Source organism: Candidatus Binatia bacterium (genome assembly GCA_035631035.1).
GTDB lineage: Bacteria > Eisenbacteria > RBG-16-71-46 > SZUA-252 > SZUA-252 > DASQJL01.
Window position 1 is genome coordinate 39654 of the sequence record DASQJL010000114.1, and the last position, 17586, is coordinate 57239.

The following is a 17586-nucleotide window of genomic DNA, read 5'->3' on the forward strand; positions in this document are numbered from 1 at the left end:
CCTCGAACGGGAGCGCGTGAACCCCGATTCTATCGCGGGAAGCGCCCGGACGCGAGGCGGACGAGCGGCTCGAAATCCGGAGCTTGGGGGCCCGGGGGCATGGGCGTACAATCCGCCCCCATGGCCACGGACGCTCCGGCCTCCGCGCCGTCTCTCCCGCCGATGGGAGCCTATCTGCGCTCCCTCTTCGCCCTGGGGCGCCGCTCGATTCCGCCCGCCCTTCCGGCCCTGGTCTTTCTCTGGTTCTACCATTTCGGCACGGCGCTCTACCTGGAGCTGGCCGGCGGGGGAACCTCGCCGCTCGGCTATCGCGACAACGACGCCCTGATGATCCACGCGCTGATGAAGGTCTCGGCCTACCTGCCGCTGCTCGCCCTGGTCTATACGCCCTTCCTTCCCCTTCAAGACGCGCTCCTCCACGGCGAGCGGCGCAGCTTCGTCAGCGCGATCCGGCACGTCCTGGAGCGGATGGTGCCTTTCGTGCTTTCGGTCATCCTCCAGATCCTGGTCGTCGCGGGGCCGATCGTCCTGATCGCGGGCATCCTCGTGGCGGCGATCGCGCCCTTCCCCGACCTGCCCAAGGAGATCGTCGCCGTGATCGCGGTGGCCGCGGTCATCCCGCTCCTGATCTGGCTCATGCTCTCCGGATTCTTCCTGATCTTCGCGATCCCCGGCGTGGTGCTGTCCGGTCTCGGCGCCACACGCTCCGTCTCCGCGAGCGCGCGGCTCGTGGGCTCGCATTTCGGCGGGCTGCTCGTCCGCCTCATCGTGTTCTTCGTGATCCTCTTCCTGATCGTGCTCGTCGCCACCATCCCCGCGATGCTCCTCGGGACCATCGCCGCGTGGGCGACGCACGCGGACCGGGTGTTCCGCATCCTGAGCATCCTGTGGACCAGCCTGGTGAGCGCGCTCACCTTCCCGTTCTGGGTGGCCGCGGTCCTCGTGCTCTACCGCGCGCTCGTCCCCGCGGGAGCCGTCGAAGGGGTGCCGGAGGCGGTGATCGACGCCGCGCCGGGTCCGCTCCGCCCCCAGGGCGAGCACCCCACCCCCTTCTCCTTCGAATAGCCCGGTGACCCGAAGCCGCGGCGCCGAGGGCCCCGCCATCGTCTACACCGGCCGCTACTACGCCGACATCGGCGTCCACGTCTTCCCGATGCGCAAATTCGAGCTGATCCGGGACGAGCTGGTGCGGCGGGGCGTGGTGCGGGAGGAGGAGATCCTCGAGCCCGAGCCGGCCACCCTGGAACAGGTGCAGCGGGTCCACGACCGCGAGTACATCGACAAGCTGCTGCACGGCCGCCTCTCGGTCCTGGAGGAGGCGATCCTCGAGCTTCCCTACTCCGAAGCGCTCGTCGAGGCGTCGTTTCTCTGCGCGGGCGGGAGCATTCTCGCCGCCCGCGAGGCGCTGGCGCGCGGCGCCGCGGCCAACCTGGGCGGCGGCTTCCACCACGCCTTTCCCGACCATGGCGAGGGCTTCTGCGTCTTCCACGACGTGGCGATCGCGATCCGCGAGCTGCAGGCGAAGCGGTTGATCCGCCGCGCCGCGGTGATCGACGTGGACGTGCACCAGGGGAACGGCACCGCGGCGATCTTCCGCGACGACCCCTCCGTGTTCACCTTCTCGGTGCACGAAGAGGAGAACTACCCCGCGATCAAGCCGCCCAGCGATCAGGACGTGGGCCTGGAGACCGGCGCGGGCGGGGCGAGCTATCTCGCCGTGCTCGAGCACTGGGTGCCGCGTATCCTGGAACGGCACCGCCCCGACCTGGTCGCCTACGTCGGAGGCGCCGACCCCTTCGAGAACGACCAGCTCGGCCGCCTGCGCCTCACGCGCGAGGACCTGCGCGCCCGGGACCGCTACGTGTTCGGCGCGTGCGCCGCCCGCGGGATCCCGGTCGCGGTCTTCCTGGCCGGAGGCTACGCGCGCGACCTGAACGACACGGTCGGGATCCAGGCCGACATGGTGGACGAAGCGATCCGAACCGCCGGCTCGTCCCGGCCCGAACCCGCCTAGAGGAGGACGACACGATGCGCCATGCCCTGATCCTCGCGATCCTGATCGCGGTCGTGCCCGCGTGCGGCACGCAGCAGTCGCTCGACACCACCGTCCAGGCCGCCACGGTGCGCGCCACGATCGACTCGCTGTGGTCCCAGTACGCGGTCGCCGCCAACCAGAGGGACAGCCTCACGTTCGGCACCCTGTTCCACGACGACGCGGTGCTGGTCTTCTCGGGGGCGCCGACCATCTCGGGAAGGGCGGCCGTCGAGGAATTCCTCCTCGCCCTCTATACGCCCGTGTCGGTGACACGGCTGCGCGTGGTCCCCGACGACCTTCGCGTGCACGGCCCCCTTGCGGTCGAGACCGGAACGTTCGAGGAGGACTACCTCGAGGCGGGCGCGTCCAGGACCGAGGCGGGGCGATTCACGCTGATCGCGGAGCAGGCGCCCGGGAAGCGATGGCTGATCCGGCGTCTCGTGATGCTCGCCGACTCGGTGCGGGCGGGAGCGGCGGGCGGCGCTTGAGCGCGACGCGCGCGGCCTCCGCTCCTCCGGCGTTCGAGGAGGCCCTCCGGACCTTCGGGTTCCCTTCGTTCCGCCCGGGCCAGCTCGAAGCCCTCGAGACGCTCCACCGCCGGCGCCGGCTGCTCCTCGTCGCCCCCACCGGAGGTGGAAAGAGCCTCATCTACCAGCTGCCGGCGACGATGCTTCCCGGCACATCGCTCGTGATCTCGCCGTTGATCTCGCTCATGCACGATCAGGTCGACGCGCTCGAGGCGAAGGGAATCCGCGCGACCTATCTCGCCTCGACGCTGGATGACGGCGAGGCGATGGAGCGGCTCTGGCAGATCCGCGGCGGCGAGTACCGGATCGTCTACGTCGCGCCGGAACGGCTTCGCTTCCCCGGCTTTCGCGATCTCGTGCGCGCCATGGGCTGCCCCCTGATCGCGATCGACGAGGCGCACTGCATCAGCCAGTGGGGGCACGATTTTCGCCCCGACTACCTCCAGATCCGCGGCTTCCTGGAGCTCCATCCCGAAGCGCTCGTGCTCGCCTGCACCGCCACGGCCACGCCGGTCGTGCGCGATGACATCCTCCGCCAGCTCGGGTTTCCGGCGGACACGCCGCAGATCGTGCGCGGGTTCGCGCGTCCCAACCTGGCCCTTCGGGCGCGGAGCGTCGCCAGCGCGGCCGAGGCGGCGCGGGCGGTGGACGACACGCTCCGCGAGGCTCTGGGGGGTGCGGCGGCGCCGCGCGGCGGGGCGATCGTCTACTGCCTCTCGCGCAAGGACGCCGAAGAGGAGGCAAAGCGGCTCCGCGAGGAGGGGTGGAGGGCGGGCTGGTACCACGCGGGCCTCTCGGGCGACCACCGCAGCCAGGTGCAGCGCCGCTTCATGCGCGGCGAGCTCGCGGTCGTCGCGGCCACGAACGCCTTCGGCATGGGAATCGACCGGGCGGACGTGCGCGCCGTGATCCATCGCTCGCCGCCCGATTCGATCGAGTCCTACTACCAGGAGGTCGGCCGCGCCGGCCGCGACGGCGAGGACGCCTCGGGGCTCCTCCTGCTCCGCGCGCAGGATATCCCGCGGCGCCGCCATCTCCTCGAGCGGAGCGCGTCGGAGTCGGCGGCGGGGGAGGCGATGTTCGAGCACAAGTGGTCGATGTTCCTGGACCTGATCCGCTGGGCCGAGGGGGGCTCCTGCCGCCACGACGCCATCCTCCGCTACTTCGGCGACGAGGCGGAGACGCTGCACGGCTGCGGCCGCTGCGACGTCTGCGCCGAGATCGCCCAGGGCGGCGCGGTCGGGGGAAGCGCCGAGGAGAGCGGGAGGATCGTGATGGCGGTGCTTGGGGCGGTGGCGCTGGTGCACGAGCGGCTGGGCCCCAAGGCGACGGCCAAGTTCCTGCGCGGCGAGGACGACGAGCGGCTGATCCGCGCCGGCCTCGTGGGCCGGCCGGGCTGGGGCGCGCTCGCCGGCGAGACCGAGGCCTGGCTGGGACAGGTGATCCAGCGCTGCGTCGCCGCCGGATGGGTGGACTTCACGCCGGGCGAGTACTCGCTTCTGGTGCTCACGCCGTCGGGGCGCGCGGTGCTCGACGGAAGACGGCCCGGGTCGCTGATCCTGCCGCCCCGGGGGACCGGGGCCGCAAAGCCCCGTTCGCGCTCCCGCCGACGGGATGCGGCGCCGCCAGCGGGCGGCGAGACCGACTTCGACGAATCGCTTTTCGAATCGCTGCGCGAGTGGCGGCGCGCCGAGTCGCTCGCGGGCGGGGTGCCCGCGTTCGTCGTCGCCACCGACCGCGCCCTGCGCGACATCGCCGCGGCGCGCCCCCGGACGGCCGAGGAGCTCCTCGCCTGCCACGGGATCGGCCCGCAGAAGGCCGTGAAGTACGGAGACTCGATTCTGGAGGTGGTGGCGCGGTCGGGTCAGCCCCGGCGCCGCGTGTAGATCGCGCGGAACCCGAGCGCGACCGCCGCGCGGCAGTCGTGGCACCCTTCCGGCAACAGCTCGGGCCGGAGCGGATCGGCGCAGGCCTCGTAGCCGAGCGTTTCGTAGAGCCGCACGAACGATTCCGCGCGAAGCCCCTCGACGACGAAGCGCAGGGCCCACCCCTGCGCGATCCGCTCGGGGTCGGGCTCGGCGGAGACCTTCGAGAGCGGACCGACCCGCTCGCCGCGCCCGAATCCGGTATCGGCGATCATGTCCGGGGCGCCGTGGAGGCGAGCGCCGCGCCCGCCGCTCCGCCCGCGATCTTCGAAAGTCGCTGCTGCCCCAGCCACGCCGCGCCGAGCGCGGGGACGAACTGGGGGAGGTCCCCCTCGGGCACGTGCACCACGCCCGCGAGCGACTCGCGCGCCACGCGCGCCATCGTCTCGTAGCGGAGGATCCCCCCGATCAGCGTGAAGGGCCCCTCCATCCGCGCGCGCTTCATCAGCTGGACGGAGCGTCCCACCAGCGACACGATCGCGCCGTGCATGATGTCCGCGGGCGCCACCCCCTGCGAGAGGTGGTTGATCACCTCCGATTCCGCGAACACGGCGCACACGCCGGAGATCGGCGGGAACTCCTTCGAGGTCGCCACCAGCGGCCCGATCTCCTCGGTGGCGTAGCCCAGGTAGCGGGCCGTCTTCTCGAGGAAGGCGCCCGTCCCCGCGGCGCACTTGTCGTTCAGGCGGAAGGTCTTCACCTTGCCGCGCTCGTCGATGCGGGTCGCCTTCATCGTCTGCCCGCCGACGTCCAGGACCGTCTGGGTATCGGGGAAGAGCAAGCGGGCGCCGCGCGCCGAGGCGGTCAGGTCGGTGACGTGGATGTCGGCGAAGGGAGCCTGATGGCGCCCGTAGCCGGTCGCCACGACGTACCCCACCTGCTCGCGGTCGAGGCCGGCGTTCGCGATGAGCCGCGCGAGCGAGCCCTCGGCCACCTCGGTCAGGCGGAATCCGGTCGGCTCGAGGGCGCGGCCCAGGACCGCGCGGTCCTCGCGCAGGAGCAGGACCTTCGTGTAGGTGGAGCCGACGTCGATGCCGGCGGTGATCCGCAGGGCCCGCGCGCTCATGGGCGGCCCTTCCCCGCGCGCGCCGGTTCCCGGCTCGCGAGGATCTGATCGCGCGCGAAGAGCGCGGCCCCGAGCGCGCCCATGTAGTGCGACTCCTCGCTCACGTTGACCTTGAGCCCGAGCTGCCGGTTCAACGCCTCGACCATCGCCACGTTTCGCGCCACGCCGCCGGTGAAGGTGACCTCCTCCTCGATCCCGACGCGCCAGAGCAGGCTCACCGCCCTCGAGGCGATCGACTCGTGCACGCCCAGGAGGACGTCGCCGATCTTCTTCCCCTTGCCCAGCCACGAGAGGACCTCCGACTCGGCGAACACCGTGCAGGTGGTGCTGATCTTGACCGGCCGCTCGCCCGTGAGCGCGGTGGGCCCGAGCTCCTCGAGCGGGATGTCGAGCGCGGAGGACGCCGCGCCCAGGAAGCGCCCCGTTCCCGCGGCGCACTTGTCGTTCATGCAGAAATCCGCGATCTCGCCGCGGCCCGAGACCTTGATCGCCTTGGTGTCCTGGCCTCCCATGTCGACCACCGTGCGCGTGGCCGGGAACATGTGCACGGCGCCGCGACCGTGGCAGCTGATCTCCGTCACCTGCGTGTTGCCGAACGTCACCTTGTAGCGCCCGTAGCCGGTGCCGACGACGAACTCGACCTCCTCCTCGCGCAGCTTGCCGTCGGCGAGCGCGCCGCGAAAGGCGTTCTCCGCCGCGCGCATCACGTTCGCTCCCGTTCCGATCAGGGCGCGCCCCGCGATGACGCCCGACTCGTCCACCACGACCGCTTTCGTCTGCGTCGAGCCGACGTCCACCCCTGCCGCGTAGGCCATGTCGCTACCTCCCCGCTCCGGCGCCGCCGGCCGGGGCCAGGCGGCGCGACACCAGTCCCTCGAAGAACGCGTCGATCCGGTTCTTGAGCTGCGCCTCGGAGACGACGCGCTGATCCATCATGTCCGACTCCACGAACAGGGTCGCCACGTCCCGCCGCTCCATGAGGGCGCGGCGGTTGTCGGCCAGCCCCGTCGAGACGGTGCGGCAGCTCTTGATCGGGTGGAACACGACGCCGTCGACCGCGTAGGTGTCGACCATCTCGGCCAGCGCGGTCGTCGGGTAGAACATGCTGTCCATCGCGTCCCGCACGCTCACGAGGAGCCCCTCGGCCAGGCTCTCGACCGGATCCCTCGGATCGTACTCGAACGCGCGATTGGCGCCCCCGGAGGCGAACCAGAGGTAGGTGGAGTTGACGAACGTGCCGCCGTGCTCGGTGAAGAGCTCGGTGAACCGCCGGAAGATCGGATAGCAGGGCACGCCCACGAACACGAGGCGGAAGCGCTCGTCGACCAGGGTCCCGATCCCCTCCCGCTGCTTCAGCTCCATCTCCTCCACCAGCTGCTCGAAATAGGTGGCGCCCTCGGGCGCGCCGCGGAATCCGTTGCACACGCCGAGGTAGATGGTGCCGTCCGAGAGTGCGTTGAAGAGCGAGGGGCGGCTTCGGTTCAGCTCCAGCACCCGCTTCCAGCCCCGTCCCAGGCGGTTTGCGTTCTGGAGCGACTCCCGGAGGCGGTCGATGTCGAACTTCTTCCCGGTCACCTGCTCCAGCAGGGCGATCAGCTCGCGGATCTGCGCCGCGACGTAGCGGCGGTCGTTCTCGAAATCGCGGTCTCCGCGCCAGGTCTGGGCGCCGTCGGCGCGCGTCCCCGGCACGTCGAGCACGTAGCAGGGCATCCCGTACATCCGCTCCCAGATCTCGGCCCACTTCACGTAGGTGTTGCAGGCGTTCGTGAGCACCGCGATCTTGGGCGGCGGGATCCGGCCCATCGGCAGCTCGCCGCCGCGGCGCTGCGTCGCCACGTCGGCCTTCACGTAGCCGCACAGGTCCGAGGAGTAGCCCAGGTCCTCGGCCTCGTTCAGGTACTCCTGCGCCACGTGGCGCACGGCGGTCTGGAGCGAGTTGATCTCGGGGAACACGAGCGGCAGGTCGAAGACCCGAAGCAGCTCGCCCAGGCTCCCCATGACGAACACGTACGCGCCGCCCCGTCCGTCGACCGCGGCGCGGCCCAGGTCCTCGAACCACTCGCGGAAGAGGCGCGCCCCGTCGCGATTCCCCCGTCCCACGATTTCGGCCAGCGCGGCAGGCACCATGTTCGGCTCCTAGTCGAAGAGGAGGTTCTCGACGAAGGTCTCCAGCTGGATCTCGATCTGCTCGAAGGAGGTCATGTTCTCCTCGAACTCCGTGACGAAGTAGGGGAGGCGGGCGGCGTCCAGCGCCTGCACGTACGCGACCTGCTCCTCCAGCCCCGGCTCGCACATCTTGGCCGCGGCGATGATGACCGCGCGGGCGCCCGAGCGCTCCACGCGCTCGAGGAGCATCCGCTCCTTGGGCTTTCGAGGGTCGTGCTGCACCGGGCTGTAGCTGGACCGGTCGAGGTAGGCCGCGGCCAGGTCGGCCAAAGGGTCCTCGCCGGCCCGCACGTCCTCCAGGATCCAGCGGAGGCCGATCAGCAGATCGTCGTCCACGACGTAGCAGGAGCGGCCGACGGCGCGGATCAGGTCGAGCGGCGGCTGCTCGCAGAACCCTCCCTCGAAGACGACCCGGATCCGGTCCTGCGCGCGCGCCGGACGCGACTCCAATCGTGGCAGCACGGCGCGGAGCACCTCGTTGTGCTCCTCGCGCGGGACCAGCCCGCCCACCGCCGTGAGCGCGTACGCTTCGTGCGCGGCCACCAGCCAGGGACGCTCGCGGCGGATCGCATAGAGGCCGCGCAGGAGCCTCCGGTTCTCGTTGAAGACGCCGATGGAGCGGCGGAGATCCTCGTCGCGAACCTTGCGCTCGGCGACCGCCTCGATCGCGCGGCGCAGGCGGTCGTACTCGCCGCGCAGGTAGGGCGCGGCGCTCGGCGAAGCCGCGTTCTGGGGCAGGTAGAGGATCTGGCAGGGGTAGGCGAAATTGCGCCCCCAGACCGCCGCCAGGTTTCGCGCGGCGTCGCAGATCGGATGGGTCACGAACAGCTCCAGCGTCACGACCTGGGTGAGCGCCAGCTCGAGCGAGGTCTTGATGATGGAGCAGAGATAGGAGCCGAACCGCGACTCGGCGTGCCCCGCCTCGATCGGCGCGCCGCGCACCTTGAACGGGAGGAGTCCCGCGGCGTTCGCGATCTCCTCCGGGAAGTAGACCTGGAAGTGACCGACCACGCGGCCGCCCCCCTCGCGCCAGCGGCGCACCGTCGGGAAGGAGACGTCCTCGACCAGGTCCTGACAGGCCGAGAGCATCCCTTCGAGGTCGTGCCCCTTCCACTCGGGGAAGACCGGGGTCGCGGCCGCGCGCGCTCCGCTCGATGCCGCGCGGGCGGGACCGGCGCTCATCGGTGCTCCCACGCGGGCGTCCGCTTCTCGGTGAAGGCGCGCAGCCCCTCCAGCGCGTCGCGCGTCTCCATGACCTCCTCGACGTAGATCGCAGCCGCGGCCTGGAGCGCATCGGGCCTCGTGCGGCCGACCGCCGCGCGGAGCGTGCGCTTGGTGAGCCGGAGTGCGGCGGCGCTGTGGCGGGCGCAGCGCTCCGCCAGCGAGCGCGCCTCGGCCTCGACGGCGTCGTCGGGGACGACGCGCTGGACCAGCCCCGCCTCGGCGGCGCGCCGGGCGGCAATGGCGTCGCCGGTGAAGAGGATCTCGGCCGCGTGGCCGTAGGGGCCGCGTCGCGGGAGGAGGGCGCAGGCGATCGGCGCGGTGACGCCGAGCAGGATCTCCGGCTGGCCGAAGGAGGCGCCCTCGCCGGCCACGACGATGTCCGCCGCCTGGACCAGCTCGAACCCGCCCCCGAGGCAGCGGCCGCGCACGGCCGCGATCACGGGGACCGGAAGCGAAGCGATCGCTTCGACCGTGCCCACCATCTCGGGAATCAGGTCGCGGAAGGACGGCGGCAGGTGCTCTCCGACGTCCGCGCCCGCCGAGAAGTGCCTGCCGGTCGCAGCGAGGACCACGGCCCGTACGCCCGGCTCGTCGCGGAGCCGGAGCGAGGCCTCGCGCAGCTCGCGAAGGACCGCGCGCGTCAGCACGTTGAGCGGCGGGTGATCGAGCGTGAGGGTCGCGATGCCCGCGTCCACTTCCATCCGAACGTTCATGCCCACGGCCTCCTTCTAGACGTACTGCCCGCCGTCCACCTTGAGGACCTGTCCCGTCACGTGCCGCGCGCCCGCCGAGCAGAGCCACGCCACGGCCGACGCGCAGTCCTCGGGCTCGGCGATCCTCCCCACCGCGCTCTCTTCGATCGCAGCCTCGACGAAGCGGTCGGGCAGCGGCGCGGTCATCGGGGTCTTCACCATTCCCGGCGCGACGACGTTCACCGTCACGCCCGACCGACCGAGCTCCTTCGCCAGCGACTTCGAGAGCGCGACCATGCCCCCCTTGGAGGCGGCGTAGTTGGCCTGCCCCGCCTTCCCCCGAAGGCCGTTGATCGAGGCGATGTTCACGATGCGCCCCCATCCGCGGTCCCGGAGCACCGCGCCGGCCGCGCGGCTCCAGAGGAAACAGCCGGTGAGGTTCACGCCGATGACGTCGTCCCACTGGGCGGGCGTCATCTTCCAGCTCACCGCGTCGGCGGTGATCCCGGCCGCGCAGACGAGGATGTCCAGGCGGCCGAACGCGGCCACGACGTCCTGGATCGCCCGCTCGGCGAACGCCGCGTCACGGACGTCCCCCTGCAGGCGCAGCCCGCGCCGCCCGGCGGCTTCGATCCCCTGGAGCACTCGCGACCCGGCGGCCTCGAAGCGCGCGTCCATCACGGCGACGTCGCACCCCTCGCGCGCCAGCGCGAGCGCGATCGCCGCTCCGATTCCCGAGGCGCCCCCGGTCACGACCGCGGCGCGCCCTTGGAGGCCCAGGTCCACGGCCCTCAGCTCCCCGCCGGCTCCGGAATGGCCGGCGCCGCCGGCGGCTGGCACTGCGGCGAGATCGCGCGGTAGAGCTCGTCGTCCCAGGGATGCCCCTCCGCCAGCATCTGGCGGAGCTTGATGAAGTCCACCTCGCGCTTCCCCTTGGGCCCTTCGTGGAAGGCGCGGAACCCGGCGCGCGCCTCGGTCATCATGTTGAGCGCGAGCCAGTCGCGATTGGTCCCGCTGTTCGCCTGCCAGTGGTGGAGCTTGTGCTTGCGGAGGCTCGCGATCGTCTTCGCGGTACAGTCGGGCATGAGCATCAGGAGCTTGGCGCAGAGCGACTCGACGGCCTTATCGAGGAGCGAGAGATCGGTCTTCGCGCGCGCGAAGGTCTCCTTGGCGAGGATCAGGTCGGGCCCGGTGCGGAAGTCGCCGTAGACGATCCGTCCCATCTCGTCCAGGAAGCGGTCGGTGACCACGAGCGGATTCGGGATCCACCGCCCGTCCAGGCGCAGGACCGGCACCACTTCGTTCACGAGGCCCAGGAACATCGCGCGGTGCGCGCTCCAGGTCTCGCAGAGCACCGCGCTCTCGATGGCGCGGCCGAAGCCGACGTAGACGGGGAGGAAATCGGTCGACCCGCCGTCGGGCGCCGAGCCGTGCTTCGGGCCCGCCTGTCCGAAGCGAGCGGTGTCCACGGCGACGCTGAAGTCGCAGGCCATCCCGATCTCCTGGCCGCCGCCGATCCGCATCCCGTTCACGCGGTTCACCACCGGCTTGTCGCACGCGAGGATCGCGTCGATCATGTCGTTGAAGACCCGCATGTACTGCTTGTACTCCTGCGGATTCCCCGCGTAGTAGGTCGCGTACTCCTCGGTGTTGCCGCCCGTGCAGAACGACTTGTCCCCCGTCGCCGTGAAGACGACCGAGACCACGCGCCGGTCCAGGCTGGCCTGCCGGAACGCGATCCCCACCTCGCGCGCCATGTCCGTGGTGTAGCTGTTCAGCTGCTTCGGGTTGTCCAGGACGATCCACGCGTGGAACAGGCCGTCGGCGGCGCGCCCGCACGGATCGAGGGCGGGGCGCATCTCGTAGCCGATGTGCTGGAAGCGGTACTCCGGAAACAGCGTGTGGTCCTTCAGCATCGTTCTCTCCCGCGCGCCGCGCGCGCTCGTGCGGGGCGGCTTCCGCCCCGCGACCCTAGGGCTCGAGGATGGCCCGCTTCTGGATCTCGTGATCGGCCACGCGGCGCACGACCTCGGGGCCGTCGCGCAGCGGATGCCGCTCGATGAACGGATGGAGCGTGACGCGCCCCGACGTGACCATGCGAAGCGCCTCGGGGTAGAGCTCGGGGCGGCAGCCCCAGGTGCCCTGCGCCGTCGCGTCGAAGGCCATGAGGTTGCTCAGCCGGAGCTGGACCTTGTCGAGGGTGAACCCCACGACCATCAGGATTCCCGCCGTTCCGAGGAGGCCGAACGCCGTCTCCTGCCCCGCCGCCGTCCCGGAGCATTCGAAGATCTTCCAGCCGTGCGGGGCCACGCCCCACGCCTTGGCGCGCGCCGCGATCTCCTTCTTCAGCGCCTTGAAGTCCGTCGCCGAGGGATCGAGCGCCAGGCTCGCGCCATGCGCCGCGATCCCCGCAAGCTTCGCCGCGTCCACGTCCAGCACCACCACGCGCGCGCCGAAGGCGGCCGCGATCTGCACCGCGTAGCCGCCCACGCCGCCCGCGCCCACGACGATCGCGAGATCGCCGGGACGGAGACCGCTGCGGACGATCGCCTGGTAGGGCGTCGTCACGGCGTCGGCCACGACCGAGAGGTCGGCCAGCGAATAGCCGTTCCGCTCCGTGACGGGGCAAAGCCCGCGCGCGGGGACGGCGACCCGCTCCGCGAACCCCCCATCGAGATCGTTCCCCGGCATGATCTGGCTCCGGCACGCGTTCCCCCGCCCCGAGCGGCAGAGGTCGCATTCGCCGCACGGGATGACGGAGGGAACGATCACCTCGCGTCCGATCCACTCGCGGCACTCCGGCGCCGCCTCGTCCACGACGCCGCTTACCTCGTGGCCGAGCGTGATCGGGAGCGGATGGCGGGTCGGAACGCCGTCCCGCCAGAAACCGATGTCGGTGTGGCAGACGCCGCACCCGGCGACGCGCACGACGACTTCCCCCGCGCGCGGCTCGGGTTCGGGAACGTCGACGACGGCAAGTGGCGCGCCGGAGGCGTTGAGACGGATCGCTTTCATGGCTTTCTCCGGGAACGGTTCGGCGCGGCGGGGCTCTTGGAGTTCTTGGGGTTCTTGCGGTTGTCGAGGCCCGCCAGGAACAGGTCCGTGAAGCGGTCGCCCAGCTCCGCGGCCTGCAGCGATCCCTCGGGCCGGTACCAGCGCGCGATCCAGTTGATCGCGCCGAGCATGGCGAACGCGGCGACCTTGGGGTCGGTCTTCCGGAACGCTCCGGCGCGGATGCCGGACGCCAGGATCCGGCGGAGCTCGCGCTCGTAGCGGTCGCGGGCCGCGATGATCTCCGCCCGCGGCCCTTTCGAGAACGCGGTGACCTCGAAGGCGAGCGGCGACCCCTCGAGCGTGTCGGTCATGACGCGCACGTGCTCGCGGATCACGTGCCCCAGCCGCTCGCGCGCGGTCGGTAGCCGCCGGGTCTCGGCGAGGATCCGGTCCAGCTCGGCGAGCGAGTCCTTGTGGCACTCGTACAGGATCGCTTCCTTGTCGGGGAAATAGTGGTAGAGCGCCGTCTTGCGCACGCCCAGGCGGCGCGCGATGTCGTCGAGGGTGGTTCGGTGGTAGCCGCGATGGCGAAAGGCCCGGAGCGCGGCGTGGAGGATCTCCTCCCGGCGGCGCTCGCGCTTGGCGCGAATGCGCGGGGAGCGCGTTTTCGCGGCGGGGGTGCGCATGGTGCGCACGGAACGTACGGCGGCGGCTTCGGCCATCGGTCACCCTCCCGAAGAAATTTGAACCGATGGTCGAAGATTGAATCCGGGTTCAGGGCCTGTCACCTGACAAGGTGTCAGGGATACCAAAGGAGGATGCGGCGTCTGCGCCGCTGGAGACGGGGTTGGAGGAGCGGCCCGGCTACAGCCCCAGCCAGTACGTCGCCTTGATGGCGACGATGTTCTCCGGGGACTGGTCGAAGACGGCCCGCACGTCGCGCGAGAAATCGAAGTCGCCGAAGGGCTGCGCGCCGTTTCGGTTCTGCTGCCACACGAGGAAGAGGACCGATCCGGGGCGGTACTCCCAGCGGAGCACCGCGTTGCCCAGCAGCGAGCGGAAATTGAAGTTGGGATCGCCGAGGGCGAAGGAGGACGAGGGCCCCGGGCCGTCGGGATCGATCGTATAGGTGCCGGCCGGGTCCCGCGTGATCGTGCCGCGGCTTCCTCCGTAGACGTCGAAGTCGTACGTGCTCGGCGCCCGCAATTCCTTGAGCTCCCGGAAGAGGGCGGAGACCACGTAGGGCTGCAGGTAGAGCTGGAACGAGAGCCGGGGCGAGAAGGTCCAGTCCAGCCGCGTGTCCAGGCTGACCACGTGCTCGTCGAGCGTCGCGAAGACGTAGCGGCTCCCGTAGGTGGCGGTCGCGTTCGGGTCGGGCACGGTCGTCACGTACTGAGCCATGTCGCGGATCTTCTGGATGCTGGGCTCGACGCGGACGAGCATCGACGGCGCCGGGTGCAGCGTCAACGACGGCGAGTACCGCTGCGCGTTGGCGCCGGCGTCGTTCCACGAGAAATCGGAGTGCAGGCTGAAGAAGTAGCTCTGGCGCGAGTCGGTGTTCACCGTGGCCGCGACCCGTCCTCCGGAGGGAATTCGGGTGAGCGGTCCCCCGCGGGTCAGCCGGTCGTCGTACGCCTTCGGATACCACGACCCCCGCAGATCGCCGTACCAGTAGTTGGCGAACGTGCCCGACCCCTGCGCCTCGTAGCCCTGGTACTGGAGATTCCCCCCGTGATTCCAGGCGTTGTTGCTGAACGCCATCACGTACCAGTTCCGGAACAGCCGGCTCGGCTTGTCCTCTTTGTACATGCCCAGCGTCGAAACGCCCCAGGTATCCACGTTGCTGATGTAGCCCATGTCGTTGCTCTCGAACCCGGGCGACAGGTCCTGGTACGTGATGTTGCCCTTCCAGTGCTTCCCGCCCAGCTTGTTCAGGGAGATCAGGTCGGAGATTCCGGTGAGATGGGTCCGGGTGGGATCGAACTCGACGTGATCGGCGTCGGGGCGCTGGAAGTAGTGCGCGCTGGAACGCTGGGTGGCCGCGATCGCTTCCGCGCTCCCCTCGATGCGGCTCCCCTGCACGTAGCCGTCCAGCGACCAGCGCCGTCCCGCCCAGTAGTGCATGAAGTCGATCCCCGCCACCGTGGCGCGCGAACGGAGCATCGATTCCAGCCCCGGGTCGGACAGGTCGCGCGAGACGTTGGTGACGATCGCTCCGATCCGCGTGTTCCCGCCCCCCAGCTCGCGGCGGACGCGCGCGACGGCGTAGTTCGTGAGCGGCTCCACGGGCAGCCGGCGCTCGACCCCCAGCGTATCGAGATAGCGCGCCCGCTCTTCGGTGGTCACCGCGTCCAGGGCGCCGACCGACCACCCGCTTCGGGTCTTTCCGGTCAGCTTGGCGGCGGCCGCGATCGTCGAGAGCGACGGCGTGTCCAGGAAGGGATAGTCGAACGGGGAGAGGGATCGCTGCGGCGCGCGCCCGATGCGCCGCGCGTGGAACGTCGTCGGCACGCTGAAGTAGTTGGAGCTCTGCGTCTGGCCGAAGTTGAACAGCTCCGAGCGTTCGACGAAGAAGGGCCGCTTCTCCGGGAAGAAGGTCTCCGTGGCCGTGAGGTTTACGACCGCCGGGTCCACTTCGACCTGGCCGAAGTCGGGATGGACCGTCGCGTTCAGCGTCAGGTCGTCCTTGATCCCCCACTTGAGGTCGGCCCCGACCGAGCCGCTCTGCTCCGAACCGTCGTGGAAGGGATCGCCCGGAGGCGCGAAGGTGTTCTGCGCCTTGGCCAGCCCATAGGGCATCAGCTCGATCTGGCGCCGCGCGTGCAGCGCGCCCAGGCCGGCCAGATGGCCGTAGCGGCTCACGTCGGCCTGCTCGTTTTTCGGAGTGAAGGAGAATTCGGCAAGCTCCTGCTTGCGATCGATCCAGCGCCGGAACTGGATGCCCCAGATCCCGTCGGCGGAGGGGTTGAAGCGGAGCTGGGAGAGGGGGATCTCCATCTCGGCCGTCCATCCGGTCGAATCGATCGTGGCGTGCACGTGCCAGACCGGGTCCCAGGAGAAGTCGTGGTTGCCGCGCGCGTCGATCGTGGCGTCGTCGAACGAGCCCGCGGGGTTGACCCGGAACCGGAACGCGGTCAGATGGTCGTGGTAGGAGTCGATCAGCACGGCGAAGTAGTCGGAGGCGAGATCCTCGTCGCGGCGCACGAGGCGGCGGCGGATTTTCGAGGGCTCGCGGTCGTAGAGGCGCGCGCCGACGTAGAGCGCGTCGTCCCCGATCAGGACCCGCACCTCGGTGCGCTCGGAGACGGGCCTCCCCTCGTCGGGGTCGCGCTGGGTGAACCGGTCCACCGGGGTGGCGTCCGCCCAGGCCGGGTCGTCCAGCTTGCCGTCGATGCGGACGTCGCCGCGGAGCGGCGCCGCCTGGACCACGGGGGCGTCCGCGTGGCGATAGGCGTGGGTGGTGTCGGCGGACTGGGCGAGCGCCGAGGGCGCCAGAACCATCAACGCGAGCGCGACCAGGACGATCATGACTCTCCGACCGGTGTCGAGAACGATGGCGCGAACCAACGGTGCGCCGACTCCGTTGAGACAGGGGAATCGCTCTCAACGTTGGAAGCCGACACGCAGTCTACGCTATCGGGCGAACGGAGGTTTCGGAGGCCCTGCCGTCCCCCGGACGATGGCGTCCCGTTTCGCCTGACCCTTGGAGGTGCCCGTCCATGGCTCTGGAAGCTTCACGCGGCGGCGTGCGCGCCGCGATCGCGCTGGCCCTGCTCGTGCTTCCTGCCGCCGGCGCCTCGGCCGCTGACCGGACCCCCTCCGTCGTGACCCGCGAGCGTTCGGTGGAGCGCATCGCCGAAGGCGTCTACGTGATCCGCCATCAGGACGCCCCCGACACCAACCCGCAGGGAAACACGACGGTGGTGATCGGCACGGAAGGCGTCCTCGTGGTGGACTCGGGCTACCTGCCGTCCAGCACGCGGGAGGATATCGCGCAGATCCGCCGCTGGACCCGGCTGCCGGTGCGCTATCTGGTCAACACGCACTGGCATCCCGACCACATCCGCGGGAACGCCGCGTACGTCCGGGCGTTCCCGGGAGTCGCGATCGTCGCTCACGAGAAGACGCCGGAGCTGGAGCGGGGATTCGACGAGCCGAACCTGGCCCGATACCGCGCGCGAATCGAGACCCTCCGCCGCGAGCTCGACCGGGGGCGCGACGAGGAGGGAAAGCCCCTGGAGCCCAAGGCGCGGGCCGAGGCGGCGGCCGATTTGGCCAGGCGAACCCCGGTGGCCCGGGAATTCGAGGGCTACCGGCCCGTCTACCCCTCGGTCACCTTCACGGGGGCGATGACCCTCGACCTCGGGGGCCGGAGCGTCCAGCTCCGGGACCTCGGCCGCGGGCACACCGTGGGCGACGTGATCGCCTGGCTGCCCGAGGAGGGAATCGTGATCGCGGGCGACCTGGTGGCCCATCCCGTTCCGTACTTCTTTGCGGGCTGGCCCTACGACGAGATCGGGACCCTGGAGCGCCTGGACGCAATGAACGCCCGCATCATCGTCCCCGGCCACGGCCAGGTCCTGCACGACGGCGCCTACGTCCGGGAGACGCTTCGGCTGATGCGGGACGTGCGCGACCAGGTCGTGGCCCAGGTCCGGAAGCGGGGCTCGCTCTCGGCGAAGCTCGAGGACGTTCGCAAGGCGATCGATTTCGGAACGGCGGAGAAGCGCTTCGCCGGCGACGATCCGGACAACGTGGAGTTCTTCCGGGAGTCGATGGACGGCCTGGTGAAGACCCTCTTTTACCAGATCGCGGAGTAGCCCTGTGATGCGGTAGAATAGAGGCTCCCACGACGTCCGGCCGCATCCCTGTTTTCCGCTCCCGAGCCGGGGCCGTCGCGTGGCGTCGAGGAGGTCCGCATGCAACGCTCCCCATCTCCCCGCGTTCCCCGGATCGT

General features: G+C 70.6%; 16 protein-coding genes. 5 read left to right on the plus strand and 11 right to left on the minus strand.

All coding sequences use genetic code 11. From position 1 onward, the window contains the following. Positions 1–120 precede the first annotated feature (120 nt). The 4 genes from VE326_13370 to VE326_13385 are packed head-to-tail and all read left to right on the plus strand — an operon-like array spanning position 121 to position 4448. Positions 121–1065, plus strand: a complete 945-nt coding sequence (locus VE326_13370) for a hypothetical protein (protein HYJ34195.1) — start codon at positions 121–123, stop codon at positions 1063–1065. A 4-nt stretch (positions 1066–1069) separates the two neighbouring features. Next, positions 1070–2014 carry a histone deacetylase gene (locus tag VE326_13375; protein ID HYJ34196.1) on the plus strand — a complete coding sequence of 315 codons (945 nt, stop codon included), beginning with the start codon at positions 1070–1072 and terminating at the stop codon, positions 2012–2014. A 14-nt stretch (positions 2015–2028) separates the two neighbouring features. After that, positions 2029–2523, plus strand: coding sequence for a nuclear transport factor 2 family protein (locus tag VE326_13380; GenBank protein ID HYJ34197.1), 495 nt, complete (start codon positions 2029–2031; stop codon positions 2521–2523). After that, on the plus strand, positions 2520–4448 hold the full coding sequence (locus VE326_13385; GenBank protein ID HYJ34198.1) for a RecQ family ATP-dependent DNA helicase: 1929 nt from the start codon (positions 2520–2522) through the stop codon (positions 4446–4448). Before VE326_13380 ends, VE326_13385 begins: the two co-directional genes overlap by 4 nt. Here the strand turns inward: VE326_13385 and VE326_13390 are convergent. From VE326_13390 to VE326_13440, 11 genes are all read right to left on the minus strand, one after another. Continuing rightward, complete coding sequence (locus VE326_13390) at positions 4427–4702, minus strand: hypothetical protein (GenBank protein ID HYJ34199.1); 276 nt, start codon at positions 4700–4702, stop codon at positions 4427–4429. The two genes, VE326_13385 and VE326_13390, sit on opposite strands and share 22 nt — an antisense overlap. After that, positions 4699–5553 carry an acyl-CoA dehydratase activase gene (locus VE326_13395; GenBank protein ID HYJ34200.1) on the minus strand — a complete coding sequence of 285 codons (855 nt, stop codon included), beginning with the start codon at positions 5551–5553 and terminating at the stop codon, positions 4699–4701. Before VE326_13395 ends, VE326_13390 begins: the two co-directional genes overlap by 4 nt. Beyond that, positions 5550–6368, minus strand: coding sequence for an acyl-CoA dehydratase activase (locus VE326_13400; protein HYJ34201.1), 819 nt, complete (start codon positions 6366–6368; stop codon positions 5550–5552). The genes VE326_13395 and VE326_13400 overlap by 4 nt, the downstream gene beginning before the upstream one ends. A 4-nt stretch (positions 6369–6372) precedes the next feature. Beyond that, positions 6373–7680 (minus strand): 2-hydroxyacyl-CoA dehydratase family protein, encoded by a 1308-nt coding sequence (locus VE326_13405; GenBank protein ID HYJ34202.1) that lies wholly within the window; start codon positions 7678–7680, stop codon positions 6373–6375. Between the two features lie 9 nt (positions 7681–7689). After that, positions 7690–8901, minus strand: coding sequence for a 2-hydroxyacyl-CoA dehydratase (locus VE326_13410; GenBank protein ID HYJ34203.1), 1212 nt, complete (start codon positions 8899–8901; stop codon positions 7690–7692). Further along, entirely contained in the window at positions 8898–9656 is a 759-nt protein-coding gene (locus tag VE326_13415) for an enoyl-CoA hydratase/isomerase family protein (GenBank protein ID HYJ34204.1), read from the minus strand. The genes VE326_13410 and VE326_13415 overlap by 4 nt, the downstream gene beginning before the upstream one ends. Before the next feature lie 15 nt (positions 9657–9671). After that, entirely contained in the window at positions 9672–10421 is a 750-nt protein-coding gene (locus VE326_13420) for an SDR family NAD(P)-dependent oxidoreductase (GenBank protein HYJ34205.1), read from the minus strand. A gap of 5 nt (positions 10422–10426) precedes the next feature. Beyond that, positions 10427–11551, minus strand: coding sequence for a 6-oxocyclohex-1-ene-1-carbonyl-CoA hydratase (gene oah / locus VE326_13425; GenBank protein ID HYJ34206.1), 1125 nt, complete (start codon positions 11549–11551; stop codon positions 10427–10429). 55 nt (positions 11552–11606) lie between these two features. Then, a complete protein-coding gene (gene had / locus VE326_13430; protein ID HYJ34207.1) occupies positions 11607–12650 on the minus strand; it encodes a 6-hydroxycyclohex-1-ene-1-carbonyl-CoA dehydrogenase in 1044 nt (347 codons plus the stop codon). Then, positions 12647–13351, minus strand: coding sequence for a TetR/AcrR family transcriptional regulator (locus tag VE326_13435; protein ID HYJ34208.1), 705 nt, complete (start codon positions 13349–13351; stop codon positions 12647–12649). The genes had and VE326_13435 overlap by 4 nt, the downstream gene beginning before the upstream one ends. A gap of 142 nt (positions 13352–13493) precedes the next feature. After that, on the minus strand, positions 13494–16157 hold the full coding sequence (locus VE326_13440; protein HYJ34209.1) for a DUF5916 domain-containing protein: 2664 nt from the start codon (positions 16155–16157) through the stop codon (positions 13494–13496). Between the two features lie 191 nt (positions 16158–16348). Here VE326_13440 and VE326_13445 point away from each other — a divergent pair, with 191 nt between their 5' ends. Beyond that, positions 16349–17449 carry an MBL fold metallo-hydrolase gene (locus VE326_13445; GenBank protein HYJ34210.1) on the plus strand — a complete coding sequence of 367 codons (1101 nt, stop codon included), beginning with the start codon at positions 16349–16351 and terminating at the stop codon, positions 17447–17449. Positions 17450–17586: the final 137 nt, after the last annotated feature.

Excerpts from the sequence above, each read along its gene's own strand:
- VE326_13370 (HYJ34195.1), top strand. The coding sequence starts at position 121 with ATGGCCACGGACGCTCCGGCCTCCGCGCCGTCTCTCCCGCCGATGGGA.
- VE326_13380 (HYJ34197.1), top strand. The coding sequence starts at position 2,029 with ATGCGCCATGCCCTGATCCTCGCGATCCTGATCGCGGTCGTGCCCGCG.
- VE326_13390 (HYJ34199.1), bottom strand. The coding sequence starts at position 4,702 with ATGATCGCCGATACCGGATTCGGGCGCGGCGAGCGGGTCGGTCCGCTC.
- VE326_13395 (HYJ34200.1), bottom strand. The coding sequence starts at position 5,553 with ATGAGCGCGCGGGCCCTGCGGATCACCGCCGGCATCGACGTCGGCTCC.
- VE326_13400 (HYJ34201.1), bottom strand. The coding sequence starts at position 6,368 with ATGGCCTACGCGGCAGGGGTGGACGTCGGCTCGACGCAGACGAAAGCG.
- VE326_13405 (HYJ34202.1), bottom strand. The coding sequence starts at position 7,680 with ATGGTGCCTGCCGCGCTGGCCGAAATCGTGGGACGGGGGAATCGCGAC.
- VE326_13410 (HYJ34203.1), bottom strand. The coding sequence starts at position 8,901 with ATGAGCGCCGGTCCCGCCCGCGCGGCATCGAGCGGAGCGCGCGCGGCC.
- VE326_13415 (HYJ34204.1), bottom strand. The coding sequence starts at position 9,656 with ATGAACGTTCGGATGGAAGTGGACGCGGGCATCGCGACCCTCACGCTC.
- oah (HYJ34206.1), bottom strand. The coding sequence starts at position 11,551 with ATGCTGAAGGACCACACGCTGTTTCCGGAGTACCGCTTCCAGCACATC.
- had (HYJ34207.1), bottom strand. The coding sequence starts at position 12,650 with ATGAAAGCGATCCGTCTCAACGCCTCCGGCGCGCCACTTGCCGTCGTC.
- VE326_13435 (HYJ34208.1), bottom strand. The coding sequence starts at position 13,351 with ATGGCCGAAGCCGCCGCCGTACGTTCCGTGCGCACCATGCGCACCCCC.
- VE326_13440 (HYJ34209.1), bottom strand. The coding sequence starts at position 16,157 with ATGATCGTCCTGGTCGCGCTCGCGTTGATGGTTCTGGCGCCCTCGGCG.
- VE326_13445 (HYJ34210.1), top strand. The coding sequence starts at position 16,349 with ATGGCTCTGGAAGCTTCACGCGGCGGCGTGCGCGCCGCGATCGCGCTG.